This window comes from Serratia microhaemolytica (genome assembly GCF_004011885.1).
Taxonomy (GTDB): domain Bacteria; phylum Pseudomonadota; class Gammaproteobacteria; order Enterobacterales; family Enterobacteriaceae; genus Serratia_G; species Serratia_G microhaemolytica.
The window spans coordinates 1-679 of sequence record NZ_SBEF01000137.1 but is presented as its reverse complement, the minus strand read 5'-3'; the positions used below and the strand labels follow the sequence as shown (position 1 = coordinate 679).

Sequence of the window (679 nt, the reverse complement as noted above, 5' to 3'; positions counted from 1 at the left end):
AGCAACTTGGCCTACCTGATCTACACCTCCGGCTCGACCGGCCAGCCCAAAGGGGTGATGGTCGAACACCAGCAGATCGTCAATCTGGTACTGGCGACCGGGCAACTGCTGGTAACGCAGGGTGTCAGTGTGGCGCGGATGGTGATGAATGCCAGCCTGATGTTTGATGCCAGTTGGGATGAGCTGGCGGTGTTATTTCACGGTGGAACCTTGATCCTGACCGCCAGTGAGCAGCGATACCAGCCAGCCAACATGGTCAGCCACCTGGTGGCAGCGCGCGCCAATTGCTTCAGTTGCACCCCGTCACAACTGGAGGGTCTGCTGGCGGCAGGATTGGCGCAACAATGTGCAGATGCGCGCTTGCTGGTGCTGGTCGGTGGGGAAGCGATCTCGGCTGAGTTATGGCGACGCTTGCAGCAGACAGCGGGCATCGATGTGGTCAATGTTTACGGCCCGACCGAGACCACGGTTGATACCAGTGTTGCACTGATTGAGCGTGACGGTGGGTGCGAGCCGGTGATTGGGCGACCGATTGCCAATGCGCAGATCTACCTGCTGGACAGCGAACGACAGCCGGTGGCTCCGGGTGCTGTCGGCGAGATTTACATTGGCGGAGCCGGTGTGGCACGCGGCTACTTTAAGCGTGCGGATTTAACCGCAGAACGCTTCCTGCCGGATC

1 protein-coding gene is annotated in these 679 nt (G+C 60.1%); it reads left to right on the top strand.

Going from position 1 to position 679, the window contains the following annotated elements; genetic code table 11:
- On the top strand, window positions 1–679 hold a 679-nt coding region (locus EOJ37_RS14355; protein WP_155522522.1), incomplete at both ends, for an AMP-binding protein.